Genomic DNA, 18,038 nt, shown 5'->3' with positions numbered 1-18,038 from the left:
GATGGTGGGCCGGAGGCGCGCCCGTCTTCCGAGGACGAGGCCGGGAGACGCCGATGGGGAAGCTGCACTACGACGGATCGGTCGAGATCGACGTCGAGGACCGGGTGCTCGCCCACCTGCAGATCGTCCTCACCGCGAAGCTGCGCCGGGGGGAGTCGTGCCTGCTCACCTGGCGCGACGAGAACGGGATGAGCGACGGCCGCAGCGCGATCTGGCTGCACCCCTCGCACACGCTCCGCTACACCTACGCCGGCGGCCGCATGCCCCGCATCAACCCCGCCTGGATCTCGGCGCTCACCGATCTCGCGAACTCCGCTGGCGGCCTCCGCTTCGTCCCCGAGCCGCCGGAGCCCGTGCATCCCCCCGGCGGGAGCGCTCGCCGGTGACCGGCGGCCGGCCCCGTGCCCGGCCTCGGGCTCAGCAGCCGGAGTCGGCGGCGTCCGCGTCGAGCGCCGCCGCGGTGCCGAGCGCGATCAGCGACTGATCCGTCGCGACCGCGACCCTCGGGAAGCCGAGCGCTCGCAGCAGCCCGGCGCGCTCGCGGTCGCCCGCGTAGGCCCCGGCGCCCTTGCCCGCGCGCCGGGCCGCCGCGGCGATCCTCGGCAGCGGGTCGTCCGGTCCGTCCGCGGCGAGCAGGTCGGACAGGTCCCGCCCGAGGCCGATCGCGAGGTCGAACGGGCCGACGAAGACTCCGCTCACGCCCGGCACCGCGAGAATCCGATCGACGGCGTCGAGGCCGGCCTGCGTCTCGATCATGACCCAGAGCGCGGTGCGCGCCTCGGCGGCCGACGGGGGAGCGGCGCCCCAGAGATCGGACATCGGCCCCCAGCTGCGGCGGCCGAGCGGCGGGTAGTGCGCGGCGCGGACGGCCGCGAGCGCCTCCTCGACCGTCTCGATCATCGGGACGACGACGACGTCCGCTCCGGCGTCGAGCGCCCTGCCGATCAGCGCGTCGGAGAGTCCGGCGACCCGGACGCCGACGGGCGGCCTCCCGCTCACGGCGTCGAGCGCGCGAAGGGAGGCGAGGACCGCGGCGTCGTCGAACGCGCCGTGCTGCGCGTCCAGGCACAGCCACGCGGGCCCGCCGCGAGCGATCTGCGCGACCGTCAGCGGCTCCCCGAGCCGGCACCACACCCCGTCGGCCCGACCGTCTCCGAGAACCCGTTCCGCATCCACGGGTCCGATCCTCGCGCACGGAGCGCCGCCTAGGCGAGGACCGCCAGCGCCGTCGACAGGATCCCGAGGACGACGCCCGCCCCGAGCAGGATCAGCCCGGTCAGGCGCAGGGCCCGCACCGCGTCGCTCCACCGGTGCAGGCGGATGCGGTGCGGATCCTCCTCGCGGTAGTGCACCTCCCGCTGGTCCGACCGCGTCGGCGTCAGCGGGTCCCCGGCGGACAGCGGACGCGACCGGACCTCGCCGGCCCGGGTCACCCAGTGCAGCGCGAGGGGCGGCCCCTCCTCGAGGTAGGCGGTCGTCGTCAGCCAGCGTCCGTCGATCAGCGCCGCGACGAACGCGGCGAGCAGGAACAGCACGCCGAGGGGGAGGGTGACCAGCGAGAGGGCCTCGGAGATCGTCTCCAGCATGCAGCGTCCCTCCGACCGGATCCGGTGCTGAGCGTACCGAGTCGGCGGCCGGCGCGTCCGCAGTGGGACGCGCCCCGCCGCCGAGCCCGCGGGCCTCAGCCCCAGGCGACCTCGAGGTCGACGACGAACGTCACTCCGAAGCGATCGCGCAGCATCCCGTAGAGGGGCGACCAGGCCGCCGGGGCCAGGGGCACGACGACCGCCGCCCCCTCCGAGAGGCCGTCCCAGAGGCGGTGCAGCTCGTCGGCGTCGGAGCCGCGCAGCGACACGAACACCGGGATCGTGCCCGGGTCGTAAGCCGTGTGCGCGGGGACGTCGTACGCCATGACGCGGAAGCCGGCCTCGGAGACGACCTGGCCCCACATCAGCTGGTCGGCCTCGTCGGGCGCGGTGACAGCGTTCGCGTCCGCGTAGGACATCGCGTCGACCCGGCCTCCCGTGACCGAGGCGTAGAACTCCAGTGCCTCGCGGGCCTGTCCGCGGAAGTTGAGGTGGGTCGTCGTGGTGATGCTCATGGTGCGCTCCTCGCAGTCGTGCCGGGTCGATCACCCGGTGCCCCGACGCTCCTAGGAGAAGAGGACGGTGACGGTCCTCTTCTCGGAATACCCTCGGGACGTGCCCACGACGACCGAGCGGCTCCTCGTGCTCCTCTCCCTCCTGCAGACCCGCCGCGACTGGCCGGGCGGAGTGCTCGCCGAGCGCCTGGGGATCGCGCCGCGCACGGTGCGTCGCGACGTCGACCGGCTCCGCACGATGGGCTACCGGATCGACGCGGCGAAGGGCCCCGACGGCGGGTACCGGCTCGAGGCCGGCGCCGAGCTCCCGCCGCTGCTCTTCGACGACGAGCAGGTGCTCGCCCTCACCGCCGCCCTGCGCGCGCCGATCGCGGGGCTCGAGGAGGCGTCGGCCCGTGCGCTGGCGACGGTGCGGCAGGTCCTGCCCGCCCGGCTCCGGCCCCGAGCTGATGCGCTGCGCTTCACGGTCGCGGCGGCGCCGGCCCCCGCAGTCCCTCCGGAGCGGCTGGTCGCGGTCGCGGCGGCCGTCCGGGCCTCGGAGGTGCTCCGCTTCGCGTACGCGGAGGCGGTGCGCCGCGTCGAGCCCCACCACCTGGTCGCGCGTCAGGGCCGCTGGTACCTCATCGGTTTCGACCTCGACCGCGACGACTGGCGGGTGTTCCGCGTCGACCGGCTCGAGCCGCGCTCGCCCCGCGGGGCTCGCTTCCGCCGCCGGGTGCTGCCGGGCGGGAGTCCCGCCGAGTTCCTGGAGGCGCGGTTCCGCGGCGGAGCGCCCGGGGAGGGGTGGCCGTGCCGCGGCTCGGTGGTGCTCGAGGCGCCCGCCGCCGAGGTCCTGCCCTACGCGGGCGACGGGGAGGTGGAGGACCTCGGCGATGCGGGCTGCCGACTCGCCCTCGGCGCCTGGTCGTGGGAGGCGCTCGCCGCGTCGTTCGGCCGGTTCGACGCTCCGATGGCCGGGGCCGAACCGCCCGAGCTGGCCGCCGCGTTCCGCGTGCTCGCGGAGCGGTACGCCGCGGCGGGAGCCTGACAGGACCGCGGCGGCCGTCCGGCGCCGCTACTTCACCGAGTACCGGGCGCTCCCCGTGCTGCCGTCCGCCGTCGTGACCGTCAGCGTCCAGCAGGTGCCCCGCTTCGCGGGCACCGTCCACGCCTTCACGTAGCGGTTCGTCGCGGTGTCGTAGCGGAGGCGTCCGGTCAGGGTGGTCGTCGGCGCTCCGGTGAGGACGGCGCCGGCGGTGCAGGAGGTCTGCCTCTGCGTGACGCTGCGCACGTCGGCGAGGGCGGAGTGGCGGAACGTTCCCGCGGAGGACGTCGAGGTCACCTGGAACGTCATGCCGGTCGCGGCTCCGGCGGCCACGCTCTTCACCGAGGTGCTGAGCCCGCCGATCGTCCACGGGGTCACGGTGTAGGACGCGGTGAGGGTCGAGACGTTGCCCGCCCGGTCGGTCGCGGTCGCCCGGTACACGTGCGGACCGACGGAGCGGCCGCCGCCCGTGATCACGCAGGCGCCGGTGAGGCCCGAGAGCGCGTCGTCCGCGAGACAGCGCGCCTCCGGGAGCACCGTGCCGTAGGGGTAGGACCCCTCGGGCCTCGACGTGAACGAGAGCTGCGGCTTCGTGGTGTCGATGGCGATGCCGCTGCGGGTCGTCGTGGCGCGGTTGCCCGCGTTGTCGACGGCGGTGCCGGCGACGCTCTGGCCGGGGCCCTCGCGCAGGATCCGCGCGGGGGTGCAGCTGCGGATCCCGGAGCCGCTGCCGTCGGCGCAGGAGAAGCCGATGGAGACGGGGGAGCGGAACCAGCCCGCGGCGTTCGGAGCCGCCGGCGCGGTCGTCGCGATGATGGTGGGGACGCCGGTGTCGACGATCCGGTAGGTCGCGGCGGCGGTCGTGGTCAGTCCTCCGGGGTCGGTCCAGGTGCAGGTCGCCGTGCGGGTGCCGAGGCCGTTCACGAGCGTGCCGGTGACGACGGCCTCCTCGCTGAACGTTCCGCTCTCCGCATCCGTGATCGCGCAGGCGGCCCTCGGCTCCGAGCCCTTCTCGTAGGAGGCGCCGTCGGTGGCGGAGGCGACCGTCACGACGGGCGGGGTGTTCGCGGGGACCACGGTGACCGTGTGCGGCACGCCGGCCGTGGTGCCGTACGCGTTCCGCGCGCTCACCGTGAAGGTGGAGTCGCCTGCGGTGGTCGGCCTGCCCGAGACGACGCCCTCCGGCGAGAGGGCCACCCCCGCGGGAAGGGCGCCGGACGAGACCTCGAAGGTCGCGGCCGGGCCGGACGCCGTGAAGGTCGCGGAGTAGCGGGTCCCGGTCTTGACGAGCGTCTCGGCGGTGTCGGCGGTGAGGGTCGGCAGCGGGCCGATCGCGAAGGCGTGGTTGAAGCCGACCGCGATGCCGGTGGCGCCGGTGATCCCGGCCGGGACGTCCAGCTCCGTGTCGCCGTCGGGGTGCAGGGAGACGACGGTGCCGTCGGACGTCAGCAGGACGCTGAAGCCGATGCCGGCGGCGATCGCGGTGATGCCGCCGAGATCGGCGGGGACCCGCGGCAAGCCGGAGTCGACGGGGTCGCCCCAGGTGACGACGGTGCCGTCCCGCTTCAGGGCGAGGCTGTGGGAGTAGCTGACCGAGACGGCGACGACGTCGCGGAGGCCTGCCGGGGCGGTGTACGCGCCCCTGTCGTCGCCGCCCCACGCCACGACCGTCCCGTCGGCGCGCAGCGCGAGGCTGTTCCAGCCGCCCGCGGCGATCGCGACCACTCCGGAGAGACCCGCCGGCACGTCGGTCGCTCCGAACTGATCGGAGCCCCAGGCCGCCACGGTCCCGTCGCCCCGCAGAGCGAGGGTGTGGTAGCTGCCCGCGGCGACGGCGGTCACGCCGCCGAGTCCGGCCGGGACGTCGGTCTGGCCCTGACGGTCGTCGCCCCACGCGACGACCGTCCCCTCCATCGTGAGGGCGATGCTGTGGAGGTACCCGGTCGAGATCGCGGTCACCTCGCGGAGCCCGGCCGGCACGTCCCGCTCGCCCTCCAGATCCGCTCCCCAGGCCTCGACGGTGCCGTCGGTTTGGAGCGCGAGGGTGTGGCTGTAGCTGCTCGCGACGTCCGTGAGGTCGGACATGCCCGCCGGCACGTCCCACTCCCCGTTGAGGTAGCGCCCCCAGGCGGCGACGCCGTTGGCGAGGTGGTCGTTCCCGACCGGCACCGGGTCCGGCTCGGCGGAGGCGAGGGGAGCCGCGGTGCCGGCGAGCAGGGCGACGGTCGCGGTCAGAGCGAGCAGAGTGCGGCGCAGACCCGCGGCGGTGCGGGCGGGGCGCGGAGAAGCGGGGTCGGTCACGGGCTCACGCTAGGGGTCGGCTCTCCTCCGCGGCGGGGCAGGGGGCGCCCTGTAGCGGACATGTCCTCTAGAGGGCGGAGCGCCGCTTCTCCAGGGCGGAGCCCGTCTCCTCCAGGGCGGAGCCTGGCCCCTCGGGGCCCGCGGAGGAAGGGCTTGCCCGGATCCGCGGCGGGCGATTGGCTGGAGGGCAGGAGAGAGAGGTGTCACCATGACGCAGACCTTCCCCGCCTGGTTGCGGGATCAGCAGAAGAGGGACGACGAGGTCGGCCGCTTCGCGCAGGCCTTCGGCGGTCGCGACGACCTGCCCGAGCACGGCGGCCGCGCGATCTACGACGGCTACTTCGCCAGCGAGCCCGAGTCGGCGCAGGCCGATCTGGACCGCGCCTGGATGGAGTTCGAGGCGCACCCCGAGCCGTCCGCCACGTCCGACGAGCCGGAGGGACTCCGATGAGCGACCAGACCCCGAGCCCCGTCGAGGACCCGGACGACCAGTCCGACAAGCCGTCGCAGGCCGAGGGCGAGGACGAGCGCGACACCCCGCACGAGGTCCTGCCCGCCGAGGGCAAGCCCTCGAAGGCCGAGGGCTGAGCCGACGCACTGAGCCGACGCACTGAGCCGACGCACTCCCCGGAGGGGCGCATCCTGCAGAGGGTGCGCCCCTCCATCGCGTCAGCGCCCGGTGACCGCCAGCAGCTCGTGCGCTGCGGCGCTGTCCGGGTAGCGGGAGAGCACGCGGTCCAGATCGCGCCGAGCAGGAGCCGTGCGCCCGTCCGAGAGGAGCCTGCTCGCGCGCTCGAGCAGCGCCTCCGCCCCCAGCTCCACGGGACGCGCGCTGGTGACGGTCGGGCGCACCACGCGGTCGAACGTCTCGAGGGCGCCCTCGATCAGGCCGAGCTCGCGAAGAGCGACGCCGCGGCGGATGAGCACCGCGGCGGAGGCGGCGTCCACGTTCTCGACGGGCGCCGAGAACTCGGCCACGTCGCTCCAGCGGCGGCGGGCGGAGTAGAGGGAGGCGAGCGTCGACGCCGCGAGGGTCGACGGCTCCAGGGTCTCGACCGCCACGACAGCCGCGGTCGGATCCATCGGTGCTGCCAGCTCGGCGTAGAGCAGGCGCAGCGCCGGGGCGTCGAGCGGCACCTCCACGTCGAGGCCGCCGCTCAGCGGCAGGCGGACGGTCAGCGCGATCCCGTAGCGGCGGAGGAAGGAGTCGGCCGACGGGTCGTAGCGGATGCGCACCAGCCAGCCGGTGAGCCGCAGAGAGCGATCGTCGTCCGCGGAGTGCAGGGCGTCGCGGACGAGCTCGACGACGGCCGCGAGGCGCGAGCCCTCGGGGGAGCCGGTGGTCGCCTCGTGCAGGTCCTCCGCCGGCGCCCCGGCGCGCACGAGCCGGAGCAGGGGCGCCTCCCACGCCGGAGCGAGGGCGGAGGGGCGCACGAGACCCGGCCCGCCGGGCATGCTGAGCCAACCGGACAGCCGGGAGCGGTGGTCCTCGGGGGAGAGCGGGTCGCCGGCCGCCCGGAGCCGGGGGCGCGCGAGGGCACGGAGCTCACCGCTCCGCCGGAAGCCGACTGCCACGGCCGATCCCCCTCCGCGTGCGGCGGCGGCTGAGGACCGTCGATCCGCCGAGTCTACGGCGTCGCCCCCCGCCGTCACCCCCGAACGGGGAGCGACGCGCTGGCGGCGATCCCCCGCCTCCCGTCGTCGCCCCCCGGCGCTGTCAGGCGCCGATCGAGCCCGCCGTGCGCAGCGGCATCACGTCGGGCTTCTCGGCGGTGCTCGCGATCGTCACGACCGCCTTCTCCTCGTTCGAGCGGAGCACGGCGTCCATGATCTCGAGCACGTGCAGGGCCACGCGGCCGGAGGCGCGGTGCGGGCGGTCCTCCGCGATCGCCTCCGCGAGGTCGGCCAGTCCCACTCCGCGACCGGTGTCGATCACGCCGGCGGAGTCGGGGACGACCCGCCAGTCCTCGTCGCGGACGGCGACCTCGACCGGGTCCGAGAACATGTTCGGATCCGGGACCGAGATGGTGCCCTCGGTGCCGTAGACCTCGAACTTCGGGGCCCGGCTGCGCCAGACCTCGAAGCTCACGGTGACGGTGGTGGCGACTCCGCTCGCGTGCTCGAGCAGCGCGGTGATGTGCGTGTCGATCGTCACCTCGATCGGCGTGCCCGCCTTCGGCCCGGTCTCGATCGTGCGCGGGCGGTCGGAGCGGGTGGCCAGGCCCGTGACGCGGACGACCGGCCCGAAGAAGTGCACGAGCGCCGTCAGGTAGTACGGGCCCATGTCCAGCAGCGGGCCGCCGCCGGGCTGGTAGTAGAACTCGGGCGCCGGGTGCCAGCGCTCGTGGCCGGGAGCGGCCCAGTGCACCTGCGCGGCGATCGGGGTGCCGATCGCTCCGGAGTCGAGGGCGAGGCGCGCGGTCTGCACGCCGGTCCCGAGCACCGTGTCCGGGGCGCTCGCGAAGCGCAGGCCCAGCTCGTCCGCGAGGTCGAGCATCGGCGCGGCCTCGGCCTGGTTCAGCCCGAGCGGCTTCTCGGCGAAGACGTGCTTGCCCGCCTTCAAGGCGCGGGTGCCGATCTCGACGTGCGCCGCCGGGATCGTGAGGTTCAGCACCGCGTCGATCTCCGGGTCGTCGATCAGCGCGTCGACGGTGAGGGCGCGGACGCCCTGCTCGTCGGCGACCTGCTGCGCCCGCTCCTGGTTCAGGTCGGCGACCGCGACGAGGCGGAGGCCGGGGAAGGTCGGGAGGTTCGCGAGGTACTGCTCGCTGATCTTCCCGACGCCGATGATGCCGACTCTCAGCGGGACGCCCACAGCATTCCCCTCTCGATGATCGTGCGGACGTTGTCGTCCTGGAGGATCTCGACGCGGTGGCCCGGCGTCGAGACGAAGATGCGGCCCTCGCCCCAGAGGCGGGTCCAGATCGCGGGGGAGGTGATGGGGCGCTTCCACGGGTCCCACGGGCGGACGGCCTGCGTGGTCGTGGCGAGCACGTCGTTGTAGTCGTCGTGCAGCACCCAGTACTGCTCCGTGACCAGCTCGAAGTCGGTGATGCCCTGCGTGATCGGGTGGTCGGCGGCGAGGGCCGTCATCTCGATCGTGTGCGGCATGTAGTTGTCCGACTGCTCGCCGGTGCGCTCGTCCGGGTGCTTGCCGGGGTGCGAGGCGAACTGGCCGCCGATCAGCTGCAGGTAGTCGGAGTTGTCGCGGTAGGAGTCGGCGATCCCGCCGTGCCAGCCGGCGAGGCCCGTGCCGCGCTCGACCGCCGCGCGGAGGCCCAGGAACTCCTCCCACTGGATGGAGGTCATCGTGTTCGACTGCACGATCAGGTCGACCGTCCGCATGTAGGCCTCATCGGCGTACACGGCGGTCGACTCCTCGACGCGCACGTCGTAGCCGTTGTCGCGGAGGAACGGCAGGAACAGCTCGGTCGCCTCGACCGGTTGGTGGCCGTCCCAGCCCCCTCGGACGACGAGGGCCGTCTTGCCGGGAGTGGTCGGGGAGTGGTCGGTCATCGTCGTCCTCACGTGCGGGCGGATCGCTCCGCGGTTCGTCATCGAACAGGACTTGCGCAACTTCTGTGCGGGAGTCCCGGCGTCCGACCATCATGCACCGCGGTTCCCGGCGGAGCAAGCCGTCCTGGCGCAGGGCTAGTTGCGAAAGTCGGCATCCGCTACGGTGAGCACATGCCCGACCACGACGACGTCTCCGGAGCGACCACCCGCCCGACCATGGCGCTGATCGCCGAGCGCGCCGGGACGAGCGTCCCCACCGTCTCGAAGGTGCTCAACGGCGGCACCGACGTCTCGGAGGCGACCCGTCTGCGCGTGATGGAGGCGGCGCACGCGCTCGGCTACCGCCGCCGCCCGCGCCTGCGCCCGCCGGTCGAGGATCCGCACTCCGCCCAGATCGTCGACGTCGTCGTCGGCCACATCGGCGGCACCTGGATCGGCCCGGTCCTCGAGGGCATCGAGGCCGAGGCCTCCGCCGCCGGGGTCGACCTGGTGCTCACCCGCGCCCGCGACGACGGCGCCTGGATCAGCCGCCTCCTCCGCCGCCCCTCGCTCGGCGCCATCGTGGTGCTGGTCAACGTCTCGGCCGCGCAGCTGCACCTGCTGACCACCGCCGAGCTGCCCGTCGTCGTCGTCGACCCCAGCACGCGGCCGCCGGCCGACGTCGCGAGCGTCGGCGCGACCAACTGGGACGGGGGCCGCATGGCCGCCGAGCACCTCCTCGACGCCGGCCACACCCGCTTCGGCGTCCTCGGCGGCACTCGCACCCAGCTCTACAGCAGCGCCCGGATCGACGGCTTCACCACCGCGCTCCGCGCCGCCGGGGTCGAGGATCCGCGCGTCGCCTACTGCGACTGGGACCGCGAGCTGGCCCGCGAGGCCGCCGGGCTGATGCTCGCCGAGCCGGACGCGCCGACCGCCTTCTTCGCCTGCTCCGACGTGATGGCGCTCGGCGTCTACGAGGCCGCCGACGACGCCGGCCTCCGCATCCCGCGAGACCTCAGCGTCATCGGCTTCGACGACGTCGAGGAGTCGGCCTGGGCGACCCCGCCGATGACCACGATCCAGCAGCCCATCGGCGAGATGGGCGCCATCGCCTTCCGGATGCTGCACCAGGCGCACCGGTCGGCGACCCCGCTCGCCTCGGGAGCCTCGGCCACCCGCATGGAGCTGGAGACGCGGCTGATCCGCCGCGCCTCCGTCGCACCCGTGCGCGTCTAGCGCCGCCCGCGGGCCCTCCCGCCTCCCGCCCTCCCCGAGATCGATGCGTCACGATCGGCCCCTCTCCCGCGCCCGTGACGACCGTTCGTGACGCATCGACCCCGGCGGGCGCCGCGGTCGGTGGCGACCCGGGTCGCACCGCCTATGCTGCCCGGATGCGCAGCGCGACCGGGGGGATGGTGGTCGCGTCGTTCGTCTCGCGGATCCTCGGGTTCGTCCGGCTGGCGCTCCTGGTCGTGGCGGTCGGCGGCACGAGCGCGTCGGTCGGCGGGCAGGTGTTCGAGGTCGCGAACTCCGCGCCCACCTACCTGTACGGGCTCATCGCGGGCGGGGTGCTCGGCGCGGTGCTCGTGCCGCAGATGGTCCGGGCGCGGGCCGACGGACCGGAGGGCGTGCGGACCCTCGAGCGGCTGCTCACCGTGTGCCTCGGCGGAGCGGCGCTCCTCACGGCCGCCTGCACGCTCGCGGCGCCGCTGATCGTCGGGCTCTACGCCGGGGGCTGGTCGGCCGACTGGGCTCTGCTCGCCACCCAGATGGCCTACTGGTGCCTGCCGCAGATCTTCTTCTACATCGTCTTCGCCGTCTTCTCGCAGCTGCTCAACTCCGCCGAGAAGTACGGGCCGGGCGCGTGGGCGCCCGCCTGCGCGAACGTGATCTCGGTGCTCGGGATCGCGGTGTTCCTCCTGATCCACCCCGAGGCGGCGTCGACACCCGCCGACGAGTGGACGCCGGAGATGGTGGCGCTCCTGTGCGGCACTGCCACTGCGGCGATCGTGGTGCAGGGGGTGATCGCGGTCGCGTTCTCGCGGTCCGTCGGCGTCCGCCTGCGGCCGCGCTTCGGCGTCGCCGGGCTCGGCGGAGTGTCGCGGGACGCGGTCTGGGTGTTCCTCGGCGCCCTCGTCGCAGAGGTGTCGTACATCGTCGTCTCGAACGCGGCGACGGCGGCCGGCCAGGCCATGAACCGCGCCGGCGTCGACGGGCCGAGCCTCAACTCCTTCTCGAGCGCGCAGCTGCTGCTCCTGCTGCCGCACGGCATCCTGGTCGTCTCCGTCGCCACGGCGATGTTCACGCCGCTCAGCCGGGACCTGCACCGCGGCGATCGGGCGGCCGCGGCGGTGAACCTCCGACGGACCGAGGACGCGGTGCTCGCCGTCACTCTGCTCGCGACGCTCCTGTTCGTCGCGGCGGCGCCACTGCTCACGCAGCTCGTCTTCGGCACACCGGTGATCGGCGGAGTCCTGCAGCTGCTCGCCCTGAGCCTGGTCGGCTTCAGCCAGACCTACGTCCTCAACCGGGCGATGTTCGCGCTGGGTCGGGCCCGCGACTCGCTGGCGACCCAGGTCGTCTCGGCCGTCGGCGTCGCGGCGGGGGCGCTCGTCGGCGGGCTCCTCCTGCCTGCCGAACTCGTCGTGCCGGCGATCGCGGGCGGCACCGCCCTCGGGACCACGGCCGCGTGGGCCCTCGCCCACTGGCTGGTCCGGCGCCGGATCGGCGTCGTGCCGCAGCCGACCCGGGACCGCCGCGCCGCTCTCGTCGCGGCGCTGGTCGCAGCCTGCGCGTCGGTGCCGCTCGGCCTGCTGCTCGCCGTGCCCCCCGACCGCCTCGCGGCCGGCGCCGTGCTGCTGCCGGTCGGACTCGCGATCACCGCCCTGTTCGTGGTCGTGCACCGGGTCGTCGGCGGGCGCTGGCTCTGGTCGCTGGTGCTCGCGCCGCTCTGAGGGGCTGCGCGTGCGGTCCCGCAGCCCCGACCCTCAGTGCCCCGCGCCGAGATTCCCGGCGAGGCGGCCGTGCATCCGGGTGGAGGCGTCGTTCATGCCCGCGATCACGGCGCGGGTGCCGTGGCGCTCGTACTTGGTCGTGACGGCGTCCAGCGCGGCGACGGTCGAGGCGTCCCAGATGTGGGAGCCGGAGAGGTCGATCACGACGTGCGCAGGGTCCTCCGCGTAGGAGAACTGCGTGGTGAGGTCGTTGCTGGAGGCGAAGAACAGCTCGCCGGTGACCGTGTAGTGGGCCGTCGATCCGTCGGCCGAGAGGGTGCGCTCGACGGTGGCGAAGTGGGCGACCCGGCGGGCGAAGACGACCATGGCGGCCAGGACGCCGATGACGACTCCGATCGCCAGGTTGTGGGTGAGGACGACCACGACGACCGTGGCGATCATGACGACCGTCTCGCCCACGGGCATCCGCTTCAGGGTCGACGGGCGGATGCTGTGCCAGTCGAAGGTCGCCACCGAGACCATCACCATCACCGCGACCAGCGCGGCCATCGGGATGATCGCGACGAGGTCGCCGAGCGCGACGACGAGGATCAGGAGGAACACGCCGGCGAGGAAGGTCGAGATGCGGGTGCGGGCGCCGGACGCCTTCACGTTGATCATCGTCTGGCCGATCATCGCGCAGCCGCCCATGCCGCCGAACAGGCCGGAGAGCACGTTCGCGGCGCCCTGCCCGAGCGACTCGCGGGTCTTGCGGGAGGGGGTGTCGGTGATGTCGTCGACGAGCTTCGCGGTCATCAGCGACTCCAGGAGTCCGACGAGCGCCATCGCGACGGCGTACGGCGCGATGGTCGTGAAAGTCTCCCAGGTCAGCGGTACGTTCGGCAGGAACAGCTCGGGGAGGCTGCGGGGCAGCTCGCCCTGATCGCCCACGGTGGGGACGGCGACCGCCGTCACGACGACCGCCGCGGTGATGAGGACGATGGCGACGAGAGGCGCCGGAACGGCCTTCGTCAGGCGCGGCATCACGACCATGATCACGATGCCGACGGCGACCAGCGGGTAGACCAGCCAGGGCACGCCGATCAGGTTGGGGATCTGCGCCGAGAAGATCAGGATCGCCAGCGCGTTCACGAATCCGACCATCACGCTGCGGGGGATGAAGCGCATGAGCTTCGCCACTCCGAGCAGCCCGAGCACGATCTGGAGCACGCCCGCGAGGATCACCGTCGCGATGAAGTAGTCCATCCCGTAGTCGCGGGCGACGGGGGCGATCACGAGGGCGACGGCGCCGGTGGCGGCGGTGATCATCGCGGGGCGGCCGCCGAGGAAGGCGATCGACACGGCCATCACGAACGACGAGAAGAGGCCGACCCGCGGATCCACGCCCGCGATGATCGAGAACGAGATCGCCTCGGGGATGAGCGCGAGCGCGACCACGAGGCCGGCGAGGACCTCGCGGGTCAGGATGCGGGGGGTGCGCAGCGCCGTCATCACTGTGGGCTCGGCGTGCGGGCGGGCAGGGGTCTTCGAGGCGAGGGCCATCGCGGCGGCTCCAGGGAGTGGGAGGGGTGCTCGACGAGGAGCGCGGAGGGCTGCGGCATCAGGTCGGCGGAAGCGGGCGGGGATGCCAAGCTTGCAGAGGCGTGTCAGCAGCACGGGCAACCCTACCCTCACGTAAGGGTAGATCTGAAGGGGTGAGCAGGATCGGCACCATGCACATCGGCGAGCTCGCCGAGCGGACCGGCCTCTCGCTCCGGACCCTGCGCCACTACGACGAGATCGGCCTCGTGAAGGCGTCCGGCCGCACCGAGGGCGGCTTCCGCCTCTACACGTCCACCGACTACGACCGCCTGATCCTCATCCGCCGCATGAAGCCGCTCGGCTTCTCGCTGGAGGAGATGGCCGCGCTGCTCCGCGTGATCGACACCCTCGAGGCCGAGGGCGACGACGCCCCGGCCGAGGTCCGCGCGCAGCTCGACGGCTTCGTCGCGCAGGCCCGCGAGCGCCGCGAGGCGCTGAGCGCCCAGCTCGCGATGGCCGACGAGTTCGTCGAGCTGCTCACCAGCCGCTGAGCCCGGCCGCCGAGCCCCGCCGCCCGGCCGCCTGCGCGATCGATGCGTCGCGAACGGCTCCCCTTCGCCTCCGATGACGACCTTTCGCGACGCATCGGATCCCGGGAGCGCGGGAGAGCCGCTCAGGTCGCGCTCGCGTCGGGCAGCTGCTCCGGGCAGTCGCCGCCCGGCTCGGTGGCGAGCTCGAAGTGCCAGATCTCGTTCGCGTAGATCTGGCAGAGCCCGTAGTCGGTGCCGTGCTGCGCGAGCCGGCTGTCCGCGTCCGTGTAGCCGATGTCGACCGCGCCGCCGGTGAGGTGGGCGGAGGAGGTGACGGATGCGACGCGGCCGCCGCGGCCTGACGGCGGCTCTCAGCCGCGCGGACCGCGGGCCAGCAGGGCGTGCAGCAGCGGCAGCGCCGACGCGATCATCAACACGGTCCCGAAGCCGCTGTCGTCCGGGCGCACGACGGCGCCCGCGATCAGCAGGCCCGCGAACAGCACGGCCGAGATCACGCGGCGGACGGTGCCCTCGAGCCGGTTCAGCCGGCGCTCGATGGTGGGGACGGTGACCGCGAGCTCGCCGTCGTCGAGGGTCGTGACGAGCTCGTCGAGTCGGCGCGGCAGGCGCCAGATCAGGCCGAGCGTGTCGACGGCCTGCTTGCCGACGTCCTGCACGACGGAGCCGCGCTCCTCGCGGATCAGCTGCTGCGCGTAGGGCTCGACCGAGTCCCACAGGTTGAAGGCCGGGTCGAGCGCGCTGCAGACGCCCGAGGTCAGCGACATCGCGCGGATGACGAGCAGGAAGTTCTCGGGGAGCTGGAACGGCAGTGCGCGCACCACGTCGCCGAACTGCACGGCGAAGTCGCGGAACTCGCGCGGATCCACCTCCCGCAGCTCGGCGAAGCCCATGCCGCCGAAGCGGGCGAAGAGCTGCGTGAGCGCCCGCTCCAGCTCGCGGGAGTCGGCCGAGGGGAGGAGGACGCCGACCGCTCGGGCCGCGTCGACGAGCCCCTTGCCGTCGCGGGAGGCGGCGGCGATCAGCATCCGGCGCAGGCCCGCGCGGGTGCTCGGCGGCACCTCGCCCATCATCCCGAAGTCGATGAAGGTGAGGCGCCAGGGCAGCTCGCCCCCGGGGGTCGGCGTGACGAAGACGTTGCCGGGGTGAGGATCCGCGTGGAAGTAGCCGTTGGTGAAGAGCTGGTCGAACATCACGGCCGCGAAGACCGGAGCGACCTCCCGCGGGTCGATCCCGGCGGCCAGCAGCGCGGCGTGGTCGGTGATCTTGATCGCGGTGACGTCCTCGAGCGTGAGGACCTTGCGGGTCGAGCGCTCCCAGACCACGTCCGGGACGGCCACCCGGGCGTCGCCCGCGAAGTCGGCGGCGAAGCGGACGGAGTTGGCCGCCTCCTGCAGGTAGTCGATCTCCTCGAGGCTGGTGACCGCGAACTCCTCGACGAGGGCCGGGGCGTCGACGCGGTCCGAGACGAGGCGCACGTGGCTGAGCCAGCCGCCGACGCGGCGCAGAGCCGCGAGGTCGACCTCGACGATCTGGTCGATCCCCGGCCGCTGCACCTTCATGATGGCGGCGGAGTAGCCGGTGTCCCCGGCGTCGACGGGGGAGAGCCGGGCGCGGTGAGCCTGCCCGAGGGAGGCGGCGGCGACGGGCGACTCGTCCACTCCGGCGTAGGCACGCTCGAGCGGCAGCCCGAGCTCGGACTCGGCCAGCGCCCGGATCCGCGGGAACGGGACGGGCGGGACCTCGTCCTGCAGCCCCTCCAGCTCGCGCGTGATCTCGGGCGGCAGCACGTCCAGGCGCGACGACATGAACTGGCCGACCTTGATCATCAGGCCGCCGAGGTCGACCGCGAGCACGTGGAAGCTGCGGGCGAAGCGGCGCATCCGGCCGGGCCGGGTGCGGAGCGCGACGCGCGTGAGCCCCACCCGCGGCAGGAGCAGGTCGAAGAACCAGGTGACCGCGAGATGCCACGCGGCGAAGCGGAGGATCCGGCGGTAGCGCCGCCGGTCCTCCCGCTCTCGGTGGCCCGGGGCGGCAGGACCCGGGCTGACCGAGGCCACCCGGGTCAGTCCTGCGCGAGGATCGCGTACAGGCGGCGGCGCACGTCCTCGAGTTCGGCGACGGCCTTGCGGATCTGCTCGGGGGTGCCCGAGCGTCCGACCTGGGCCGCGGCCTGGGCGAGCTCGAGGCCCGCCTTGGGCAGGGCGCCGAAGTCGACGTGGTCGGAGTCGTTCCACGGGGTCGAGGTGCCGTGCTCGGCGACCGTCGCGCGGCCGGCGTCGGTCAGCGTGTAGGTCTTGCGGCCGTTCTGCTCGTCGGCCGTGATGAGGCCCTCGTCCGCGAGGAGCTGGAGGGTCGGGTAGACGGAGCCGGGGCTCGGCTTCCAGTCGCCTCCGCTGCGCTCCTCGATCTCGCGGATGATCTGGTAGCCGTGCATGGGCTGCTCGGCGAGGAGCGCGAGCACCGCGGTGCGCACGTCCCCGCGGCCGACCCGGGAGCCGACGCGCTTCTCCATGCGGGAGCGGGCCTGCTCCATCGCGCGCCAGATGCTCTCGATGGGCGTGCCGGTGCCGAACGCGCCGGTCGATGACGATCCGTTCATGATGACCTCCTGTTTCTCCGAACGATACTCAGCGATATGGGTGGCGACTGTGAACGACTGCCGCGTCGGCTCAGAGCTTCGCGAGCTTCGCCCGGGCGACGAGGAACAGCCCGTACATGACCAGTCCCGCGCTGACGAGGGTCAGGGCGATCGTGCCGTACGGAGGGACGTCGAGGAAGTGGATGGCCCCGTCGAGCCCGGTCGCCTGGCGAGCGTCGCCGGTCAGCGCCGCGACCACGAAGATCCCGCCGGCCAGGCCCAGAGCGAGCCCCTTCGTGATGTAGCCGGTCGCGCCGAGGATCAGCACTGCCGTCCCCGTCGGGCCCTCGGGGATGCGGACGAGCTTGCGGAAGCCGCGCCGGATCCCGATCGCGACGAAGCCGATACCGCTGCCCAGCACGATCCCGCCGACGATCACGAGGATCACGACGCCGACGGTGCTCGTCAGCAGCTCGGTGTTGATGCGGCGGATCGTGGCCGAGGAGCTCGTCGAACCGCCGAGGGCGAAGACGAGCGTGGTGCCCGCGAGCGTGAGCGAGGCGAAGCCTTTGCCCGACTCGACGATCCGGCGGCCCAGGCGGGCGGGGAGCCCCGGCGCGGAGGAGCGCCCGCCGAGGGAGAGCTGCCAGAGCCCGAGCGCGACCAGCCCGACCAGCGCAGCCCAGACCACCACGAGCCCGACGGGGGAGTCGGCCATGCGCCCGATCGCTCCGGACGCGTCCGCCTCCCGCGAGGTCTCGTCGCTGACCGCGACGCGCAGGGCGAGGCCGCCGATCAGGAGGTGGATCAGTCCGTTGACGGCGAAGCCCGTGCGGGCGAGGCGCCGGAAGCGCCGGGTCCGGACTCCGGCGCGCGGCGACGGCACGCTCGCAGTGGACATCGCGCAACCCTCTCATCCCCGGCGCCTCCTGACCCGCCGACGCGCGCGTGGCAACCCTCTCCCCGGCCCGGGTGCCCACGTCGTGTGATGGAGGTGCGGTGCAGTTCGCGCCGCAGCAGGACGAGAGAAGGAACCCCATGCGTGCACGCCGACGTCGCGCGGGCGGCCGCCGAGGGCCGAGGCGGGGCGGACGTCCCGGACCGGTCCCGGGCAGGGGAGGGCGGCGACGATGACCGGAGCGACGCTCCTGGTCCGCCGCCCGTCGAGCCCGGCCTCGCGGGTGCTGGTGCTCCACGCGACTGCGGTCGAGCTGGAGCTGCTGGTGGCCGCGCTGCTCGGGCTCGCCGAGGAGACGCCGTGCCTGGACGTGCGGGTGGCGGCGAGGTCGCGGGCGGCGCTCCTGCTGGCGACCGTCGATCCGGAGGCGGTGCTGCCGCTGGCCGAGGCGCGGCGGGTCCGCGTCGGGCTCCGCCGCGAGCGCGAGGAGCTGGAGCGCGGCGGGATCGGGTGCCGGCACGTCGTCGAGGCGCGGGCCGGCCGTCGGTAGCTCCGGAGCGGGTCCGATCGGCCGCCGGCCTCGCGACGAAGTCCTGACGGAGGTCGTCCACC

General features: G+C 73.8%; 19 protein-coding genes. 8 read left to right on the top strand and 11 right to left on the bottom strand.

Annotation, left to right across the window (positions count from 1 at the left end):
• Positions 1–53: 53 nt before the first annotated feature.
• The gene (locus C5B98_RS13645) at positions 54–386 is read left to right on the top strand and encodes an ATP-dependent DNA ligase (protein WP_104224304.1); all 333 of its coding nucleotides are present in this window, start codon (positions 54–56) and stop codon (positions 384–386) included.
• 31 nt (positions 387–417) lie between these two features.
• On the opposite strand, the gene C5B98_RS17075 is transcribed toward C5B98_RS13645, so the two are convergent.
• The 3 genes from C5B98_RS17075 to C5B98_RS13635 all read right to left on the bottom strand — a co-directional run bounded on the left by C5B98_RS17075 (position 418) and on the right by C5B98_RS13635 (position 2,101).
• The gene (locus C5B98_RS17075; RefSeq protein ID WP_181065548.1) at positions 418–1,176 is read right to left on the bottom strand and encodes an HpcH/HpaI aldolase/citrate lyase family protein; all 759 of its coding nucleotides are present in this window, start codon (positions 1,174–1,176) and stop codon (positions 418–420) included.
• A 29-nt stretch (positions 1,177–1,205) separates the two neighbouring features.
• On the bottom strand, positions 1,206–1,586 hold the full coding sequence (locus tag C5B98_RS17070) for a hypothetical protein (RefSeq protein ID WP_104267914.1): 381 nt from the start codon (positions 1,584–1,586) through the stop codon (positions 1,206–1,208).
• Between the two features lie 95 nt (positions 1,587–1,681).
• Positions 1,682–2,101, bottom strand: a complete 420-nt coding sequence (locus C5B98_RS13635; RefSeq protein ID WP_104224302.1) for a VOC family protein — start codon at positions 2,099–2,101, stop codon at positions 1,682–1,684.
• Between the two features lie 100 nt (positions 2,102–2,201).
• Here C5B98_RS13635 and C5B98_RS13630 point away from each other — a divergent pair, with 100 nt between their 5' ends.
• On the top strand, positions 2,202–3,128 hold the full coding sequence (locus C5B98_RS13630; RefSeq protein WP_104224321.1) for a YafY family protein: 927 nt from the start codon (positions 2,202–2,204) through the stop codon (positions 3,126–3,128).
• A 27-nt stretch (positions 3,129–3,155) separates the two neighbouring features.
• Here the strand turns inward: C5B98_RS13630 and C5B98_RS13625 are convergent, their stop codons facing one another.
• On the bottom strand, positions 3,156–5,426 hold the full coding sequence (locus C5B98_RS13625; RefSeq protein WP_104327940.1) for a PxKF domain-containing protein: 2,271 nt from the start codon (positions 5,424–5,426) through the stop codon (positions 3,156–3,158).
• A 208-nt stretch (positions 5,427–5,634) separates the two neighbouring features.
• Between C5B98_RS13625 and C5B98_RS13620 the strand changes: the two genes are divergently transcribed.
• Positions 5,635–5,877: a hypothetical protein gene (locus tag C5B98_RS13620; RefSeq protein WP_104227148.1), complete on the top strand. Its 243-nt coding sequence runs from the start codon at positions 5,635–5,637 to the stop codon at positions 5,875–5,877.
• The gene (locus C5B98_RS17065; RefSeq protein ID WP_159940045.1) at positions 5,874–6,014 is read left to right on the top strand and encodes a hypothetical protein; all 141 of its coding nucleotides are present in this window, start codon (positions 5,874–5,876) and stop codon (positions 6,012–6,014) included. Before C5B98_RS13620 ends, C5B98_RS17065 begins: the two co-directional genes overlap by 4 nt.
• An 81-nt stretch (positions 6,015–6,095) precedes the next feature.
• On the opposite strand, the gene C5B98_RS13615 is transcribed toward C5B98_RS17065, so the two are convergent.
• The 3 genes from C5B98_RS13615 to C5B98_RS13605 form a co-directional block, all read right to left on the bottom strand.
• Entirely contained in the window at positions 6,096–7,001 is a 906-nt protein-coding gene (locus C5B98_RS13615) for a tol-pal system YbgF family protein (protein WP_104327939.1), read from the bottom strand.
• A gap of 142 nt (positions 7,002–7,143) precedes the next feature.
• A complete protein-coding gene (locus C5B98_RS13610; RefSeq protein ID WP_104327938.1) occupies positions 7,144–8,241 on the bottom strand; it encodes a Gfo/Idh/MocA family protein in 1,098 nt (365 codons plus the stop codon).
• The gene (locus tag C5B98_RS13605) at positions 8,226–8,942 is read right to left on the bottom strand and encodes a ThuA domain-containing protein (RefSeq protein ID WP_104227162.1); all 717 of its coding nucleotides are present in this window, start codon (positions 8,940–8,942) and stop codon (positions 8,226–8,228) included. Before C5B98_RS13605 ends, C5B98_RS13610 begins: the two co-directional genes overlap by 16 nt.
• Positions 8,943–9,113: 171 nt before the next feature.
• Between C5B98_RS13605 and C5B98_RS13600 the strand changes: the two genes are divergently transcribed.
• A complete protein-coding gene (locus C5B98_RS13600) occupies positions 9,114–10,160 on the top strand; it encodes a LacI family DNA-binding transcriptional regulator (RefSeq protein ID WP_104224297.1) in 1,047 nt (348 codons plus the stop codon).
• A gap of 155 nt (positions 10,161–10,315) precedes the next feature.
• A complete protein-coding gene (murJ, locus tag C5B98_RS13595; RefSeq protein WP_104250998.1) occupies positions 10,316–11,878 on the top strand; it encodes a murein biosynthesis integral membrane protein MurJ in 1,563 nt (520 codons plus the stop codon).
• 33 nt (positions 11,879–11,911) lie between these two features.
• On the opposite strand, the gene C5B98_RS13590 is transcribed toward murJ, so the two are convergent.
• Positions 11,912–13,420 (bottom strand): SulP family inorganic anion transporter, encoded by a 1,509-nt coding sequence (locus C5B98_RS13590; RefSeq protein ID WP_104224295.1) that lies wholly within the window; start codon positions 13,418–13,420, stop codon positions 11,912–11,914.
• Positions 13,421–13,590: 170 nt separating this feature from the next.
• Between C5B98_RS13590 and C5B98_RS13585 the strand changes: the two genes are divergently transcribed.
• Positions 13,591–13,950, top strand: coding sequence for a MerR family DNA-binding transcriptional regulator (locus tag C5B98_RS13585; protein ID WP_104224294.1), 360 nt, complete (start codon positions 13,591–13,593; stop codon positions 13,948–13,950).
• Positions 13,951–14,300: 350 nt separating this feature from the next.
• Here the strand turns inward: C5B98_RS13585 and C5B98_RS13575 are convergent, their stop codons facing one another.
• The 3 genes from C5B98_RS13575 to C5B98_RS13565 all read right to left on the bottom strand — a co-directional run bounded on the left by C5B98_RS13575 (position 14,301) and on the right by C5B98_RS13565 (position 17,429).
• Positions 14,301–16,007, bottom strand: coding sequence for an AarF/ABC1/UbiB kinase family protein (locus C5B98_RS13575; protein WP_104224293.1), 1,707 nt, complete (start codon positions 16,005–16,007; stop codon positions 14,301–14,303).
• Positions 16,008–16,012: 5 nt separating this feature from the next.
• Positions 16,013–16,549 (bottom strand): PadR family transcriptional regulator, encoded by a 537-nt coding sequence (locus C5B98_RS13570; protein ID WP_104224292.1) that lies wholly within the window; start codon positions 16,547–16,549, stop codon positions 16,013–16,015.
• A 70-nt stretch (positions 16,550–16,619) separates the two neighbouring features.
• Entirely contained in the window at positions 16,620–17,429 is an 810-nt protein-coding gene (locus C5B98_RS13565; protein ID WP_104224291.1) for a DUF1206 domain-containing protein, read from the bottom strand.
• A 229-nt stretch (positions 17,430–17,658) separates the two neighbouring features.
• On the opposite strand from C5B98_RS13565, the gene C5B98_RS13560 reads away from it, so the two are divergent.
• Positions 17,659–17,976 (top strand): hypothetical protein, encoded by a 318-nt coding sequence (locus tag C5B98_RS13560; RefSeq protein ID WP_104224290.1) that lies wholly within the window; start codon positions 17,659–17,661, stop codon positions 17,974–17,976.
• Positions 17,977–18,038 lie beyond the last annotated feature (62 nt).

It is taken from the genome of Rathayibacter sp. AY1A5, assembly GCF_002930875.1.
GTDB lineage: Bacteria > Actinomycetota > Actinomycetes > Actinomycetales > Microbacteriaceae > Rathayibacter.
This window is presented reverse-complemented; position numbering and strand designations above follow the sequence as displayed.

What these genes read in the sequence shown, in the direction of transcription:
- C5B98_RS13565 (WP_104224291.1), bottom strand. Translation starts at nt 17,429, where the DNA reads ATGTCCACTGCGAGCGTGCCGTCGCCGCGCGCCGGAGTCCGGACCCGG.
- C5B98_RS13570 (WP_104224292.1), bottom strand. Translation starts at nt 16,549, where the DNA reads ATGAACGGATCGTCATCGACCGGCGCGTTCGGCACCGGCACGCCCATC.
- C5B98_RS13585 (WP_104224294.1), top strand. Translation starts at nt 13,591, where the DNA reads ATGCACATCGGCGAGCTCGCCGAGCGGACCGGCCTCTCGCTCCGGACC.
- murJ (WP_104250998.1), top strand. Translation starts at nt 10,316, where the DNA reads ATGCGCAGCGCGACCGGGGGGATGGTGGTCGCGTCGTTCGTCTCGCGG.
- C5B98_RS17070 (WP_104267914.1), bottom strand. Translation starts at nt 1,586, where the DNA reads ATGCTGGAGACGATCTCCGAGGCCCTCTCGCTGGTCACCCTCCCCCTC.
- C5B98_RS13635 (WP_104224302.1), bottom strand. Translation starts at nt 2,101, where the DNA reads ATGAGCATCACCACGACGACCCACCTCAACTTCCGCGGACAGGCCCGC.
- C5B98_RS13645 (WP_104224304.1), top strand. Translation starts at nt 54, where the DNA reads ATGGGGAAGCTGCACTACGACGGATCGGTCGAGATCGACGTCGAGGAC.
- C5B98_RS13620 (WP_104227148.1), top strand. Translation starts at nt 5,635, where the DNA reads ATGACGCAGACCTTCCCCGCCTGGTTGCGGGATCAGCAGAAGAGGGAC.
- C5B98_RS17065 (WP_159940045.1), top strand. Translation starts at nt 5,874, where the DNA reads ATGAGCGACCAGACCCCGAGCCCCGTCGAGGACCCGGACGACCAGTCC.
- C5B98_RS13590 (WP_104224295.1), bottom strand. Translation starts at nt 13,420, where the DNA reads ATGGCCCTCGCCTCGAAGACCCCTGCCCGCCCGCACGCCGAGCCCACA.
- C5B98_RS13600 (WP_104224297.1), top strand. Translation starts at nt 9,114, where the DNA reads ATGCCCGACCACGACGACGTCTCCGGAGCGACCACCCGCCCGACCATG.
- C5B98_RS13560 (WP_104224290.1), top strand. Translation starts at nt 17,659, where the DNA reads ATGACCGGAGCGACGCTCCTGGTCCGCCGCCCGTCGAGCCCGGCCTCG.
- C5B98_RS13605 (WP_104227162.1), bottom strand. Translation starts at nt 8,942, where the DNA reads ATGACCGACCACTCCCCGACCACTCCCGGCAAGACGGCCCTCGTCGTC.